Origin of the sequence: Enterobacter cloacae complex sp. 2024EL-00214 (assembly GCF_043945575.1) — a bacterium.
Lineage (GTDB): Bacteria > Pseudomonadota > Gammaproteobacteria > Enterobacterales > Enterobacteriaceae > Enterobacter > Enterobacter cloacae_P.
Window position 1 is genome coordinate 1 of the sequence record NZ_JBIMRC010000043.1, and the last position, 4,606, is coordinate 4,606.

2 protein-coding genes and 3 pseudogenes are annotated in these 4,606 nt (G+C 48.1%); 3 read left to right on the forward strand and 2 right to left on the reverse strand.

Going from position 1 to position 4,606, the window contains the following annotated elements:
• Window positions 1-185 precede the first annotated feature (185 nt).
• The 3 genes and pseudogenes from betT to ACHHZ6_RS24480 all read left to right on the forward strand — a co-directional run.
• Entirely contained in the window at window positions 186-2,183 is a 1,998-nt protein-coding gene (betT, locus tag ACHHZ6_RS24470) for a choline BCCT transporter BetT (protein ID WP_395123177.1), read from the forward strand.
• A 63-nt stretch (window positions 2,184-2,246) separates the two neighbouring features.
• Window positions 2,247-3,524, forward strand: a complete 1,278-nt coding sequence (locus ACHHZ6_RS24475; RefSeq protein ID WP_000625672.1) for a DUF2254 domain-containing protein — start codon at window positions 2,247-2,249, stop codon at window positions 3,522-3,524.
• 253 nt (window positions 3,525-3,777) lie between these two features.
• Window positions 3,778-3,966, forward strand: a pseudogene (locus tag ACHHZ6_RS24480) (Tn3 family transposase); the annotation flags it as partial.
• Here ACHHZ6_RS24480 and ACHHZ6_RS24485 read toward each other — a convergent pair.
• Together ACHHZ6_RS24485 and ACHHZ6_RS24490 are read right to left on the reverse strand one after the other, a co-directional pair.
• Window positions 3,966-4,247: pseudogene (locus tag ACHHZ6_RS24485) on the reverse strand (IS6-like element IS26 family transposase); the annotation flags it as partial. The pseudogenes ACHHZ6_RS24480 and ACHHZ6_RS24485 sit on opposite strands and share 1 nt — an antisense overlap.
• Window positions 4,248-4,531: 284 nt before the next feature.
• Window positions 4,532-4,606 (reverse strand): annotated as a pseudogene (locus ACHHZ6_RS24490) (IS6 family transposase); the annotation flags it as partial.

Genomic DNA, 4,606 nt, shown 5'->3' on the forward strand with positions numbered 1-4,606 from the left:
GTGGAAAAAATAGCCTAAATAGGCTGATTCGATGTGTTTGCGGGAAAAAAATCGGCCCAGATCCGCGAAATTTTAATCAGCGAGTCAGCTTGGGAAGAAATGACCTGCTTATTCGCACCTTCCCTAATCTTTGAGATGTAGTACCCTCTATACAGTGCGGATTTTAATTAATGGAATAAATGATTATGAGTGAAAATGATACAATCCAAAAGAAGTCTAAAAGCCAGATTAACAAAGCGGTATTCTTTACATCTGCTTTGTTAATTTTCCTTCTTGTCGCCTTTGCCGCTGTATTCCCGGATGTCGCCGACAAAAATTTTAAACTACTTCAGCAACAAATCTTCACGAATGCCAGCTGGTTCTACATCCTTGCAGTGGCCCTGATTCTACTGAGTGTCTCGTTCCTGGGACTCTCACGCTACGGTGATATCAAACTGGGTCCGGACCATGCGCAGCCTGATTTTAGCTATCACTCCTGGTTTGCGATGCTTTTCTCGGCAGGGATTGGGATCGGCCTGATGTTCTTTGGCGTTGCTGAACCTGTGATGCATTATCTTTCACCTCCTGTCGGCACTCCAGAGACCGTTGCGGCAGCGAAGGAAGCAATGCGCCTGACGTTCTTCCACTGGGGCCTGCACGCATGGGCAATCTATGCCATTGTGGCACTGATCCTGGCCTTTTTCAGTTACCGTCACGGTCTGCCTTTAACGCTGCGTTCCGCACTTTATCCCATTATTGGCGAGCGCATATACGGACCTGTAGGCCATGCGGTTGATATTTTCGCCGTTATTGGCACCGTCTTTGGCGTTGCGACATCGCTGGGGTACGGTGTTTTGCAGGTGAATGCTGGTTTGAATCATCTTTTCGGGGTGCCTATTAATGAAACGGTGCAGGTGATTCTAATCGTTGTCATCACTGGTTTAGCGACGATTTCGGTGGTGTCCGGCCTGGACAAGGGAATACGTATACTGTCTGAGCTCAACCTGGGCCTGGCAGTGCTGCTGCTGGCGCTGGTCCTGTGTCTGGGACCAACCGTGCTTCTGCTGAAGTCATTTGTGGAAAATACGGGCGGTTATCTTTCTGAACTGGTGAGTAAAACTTTTAACCTTTATGCGTATGAACCTAAGTCGAGCAACTGGCTGGGGGGCTGGACATTACTGTACTGGGGATGGTGGCTTTCATGGTCGCCGTTTGTGGGGATGTTCATCGCAAGAGTCTCGCGCGGTCGAACCATTCGCGAGTTTGTCACCGGCGTGCTGTTTGTTCCCGCCGGCTTCACGCTCATGTGGATGACGGTGTTTGGTAACAGCGCAATCTATCTCATTATGCACCAGGGGGCGGCTGATCTCGCCAATACCGTTCAGCAGGATGTCGCGCTGGCCCTGTTTAATTTCCTGGAGCATTTCCCGTTTTCTTCCGTGCTGTCATTTATTGCAATGGCGATGGTCATTGTCTTCTTTGTCACCTCGGCTGACTCCGGGGCAATGGTTGTTGATACGCTGGCATCGGGTGGCGTCGCTAACACGCCTGTATGGCAGCGAATTTTCTGGGCCTCGCTCATAGGGATTGTGGCAATCGCACTGCTGATTGCGGGGGGACTGAGCGCGCTGCAAACCGTGACAATAGCGAGCGCATTACCTTTCTCAGTGATTTTACTGATATCCATATACGGATTATTAAAAGCCCTGCGTCGGGATTTGACCAAGCGTGAAAGCCTGAGCATGGCGACTATTGCTCCGACTGCAGCGCGTAACCCGATTCCATGGCAGAGACGCTTGCGCAATATCGCTTATCTGCCAAAGCGCTCTCTTGTGAAACGCTTTATGGGCGACGTTATCCAGCCCGCCATGACGCTGGTTCAGGAAGAACTGAATAAACAGGGAACGATAAGCCATATAAGTGATACTGATGACGAACGAATTCGGCTTGAAGTCGATTTGGGCAATGAGCTGAACTTTATTTATGAAGTGAGACTTCGTGGCTATAACTCACCGGCTTTCGCCATGGCTGCAATGGACAATGACGAGCAGCAGGCTGAGCAACATCGATATTATCGCGCTGAGGTCTATCTGAAAGAAGGCGGTCAAAACTATGATGTGATGGGCTGGAATCAGGAACAGCTGATTAATGACATACTGGACCAGTACGAAAAACACCTGCACTTCCTGCACCTCGTTCGTTAATACAAAAATGCCGTCCTGCCGGGCGGCATTTATTTTCCCGAACTTAATACAAGGATATGCTGAATGATTTCACGCTGGCAATGGATTCTCAGGCAGACACTTAAAAAGCTATGGTTCAGGGCAACGTTATTTGCAATGGTAGCAATAATAACGGCCCTTTTATCTATTCTTTTTAGATCAATGATCCCAGAGTCAGTATCAGTGAAGGTTGGTGCGGAAGCAGTTGATAATATTCTGAACATACTGGCATCGAGTATGCTGGCGGTGACCACATTTTCACTGAGTATCATGGTCACCGCTTACGGTTCAGCCACTACTAATGTGACGCCCAGAGCCACGCGTTTAGTTGTAGAAGACGTAACCACACAAAATGTACTGGCCACTTTTATCGGTTCTTTTCTCTTCAGCCTGGTAGGGATTATTGCCCTCAATATGGGAGCCTACGGAGAAAGGGGTAGAGTCATTTTATTCATTGTAACACTGGTTGTCATTGCCTTAATAATCAGCACATTGCTTCGCTGGATACAGCATTTGACCTCTCTGGGCAGGGTAGGTGAGACAACAGCAAAAGTAGAACAGGCGGCGATCGAGACATTTATTGCGAGAGCAAAAAGTCCATGTCTTGGCGGATATCCATGGCTTGAGAACAATGAACAACCAAAAGGAACTGTTGCCGTATATCCGGAGAAAATTGGCTATGTTGAATATATTGACATGGTCAAGCTCGGCAGTCTGCTGAGCAATGATCCTCGTCATGTATATCTTGTGGCGCAGCCAGGCAGTTTCATACATCCATCGATGCCAGTTTTGTACCTGAGTTCTGGTCAGGAGTCATCAATCTGTACCGATTTACTTGAAACGATCATTGTCTCGGATGTGCGTTCATTTGCTCAGGATCCCCGATTCTGTCTCAGCGTCATGGCCGAAATAGCCTGCAGGGCCCTTTCGCCCGCAGTAAACGATCCCGGTACTGCGATTGATGTCATTGGCAGAGGTGTTCGAATACTCTCCGCTTACGCGCAGAATAAAATAGATGAAACTGAAGTGATATATCCTTCAGTACATGTTGCGCCACTTCAGATCAAAGACCTACTGGAAGACTTTTTCTTACCTGTTGCACGTGATGGTGCGAGTATGAGGGAGATTCAGATAAGAGTCCTTAAAGGACTGTCTATGCTGAGTAAGGGTTGGCCTGGGATGTTTGCTGAAGCCGCACATATACTGGCATCTGAAACATTAGAGCATGCAACTCGTACTGGTCATATAGCCCATGACGAATATCTTATAAAATCAATTTATTATAATTTATTCAGTGGCGAAAATCCTAATAAAAAACCATAGTTGCGGGACAAAGGATTTGTCCTCTGGCAAGGTGAAAGCAAAGCATTCCAGTGAGAATGAGCGTCTACTTTGAGCTGTGATTTCAACTGATGGACGCAACACAATTATTGAACTCACAGCGTGAAGCGGACGTAGCTAATTTTGCACAGCCCTCGATTAGAAAATTTAAGAATCCAGCCTTCAATGGTGTCATGGCGACAGGCAATACCCCAGTCCAGTGGCATATGAAGCCACATTGTCGCTGCCGGGAATTTGTTTCACCCATTATCGCACCGGAGAACAGGCAGAAGACGAAGCAGCGCTTATGGCAGCGATCCTTGCAGATGCAATGAATGCCGGAGCCGAACGAATGGCACAGAGTTCACGGGATGTCACCATTCACCGGATGATGGTCATGGTGGAGCGTCATTTACGCGCTGCAATCTATGCATCTACCACCTCGGCCCGGTACAGATACGCCCAGCGGCCATTGACCTTCACGTAGGTTTCATCCATGTGCCACGGGCAAAGATCGGAAGGGTTACGCCAGTACCAGCGCAGCCGTTTTTCCATTTCAGGCGCATAACGCTGAACCCAGCGGTAAATCGTGGAGTGATCGACATTCACTCCGCGTTCAGCCAGCATCTCCTGCAGCTCACGGTAACTGATGCCGTATTTGCAGTACCAGCGTACGGCCCACAGAATGATGTCACGCTGAAAATGCCGGCCTTTGAATGGGTTCATGTGCAGCTCCATCAGCAAAAGGGGATGATAAGTTTATCACCACCGACTATTTGCAACAGTGCCAATTTTTGTACGTTAAGCGCATTATTTAACCAATCTTGGTTCGTAAGTGGTTGATTTTGCGTCAGTGGCTATCGCTTTTAAGTTGTCGCTCTTGCAGTATCGCATTTAGGTTATCCGATTAAGGTCAAACCTCTGAAAATGCCGTATAGCGCGGGAGTACACCCTATTGGGCACTGTTGCAAAGTTAGCGATGAGGCAGCCTTTTGTCTTATTCAAAGGCCTTACATTTCAAAAACTCTGCTTACCAGGCGCATTTCGCCCAGGGGATCACCATAATAAAATGCTGAGGCCTGGCC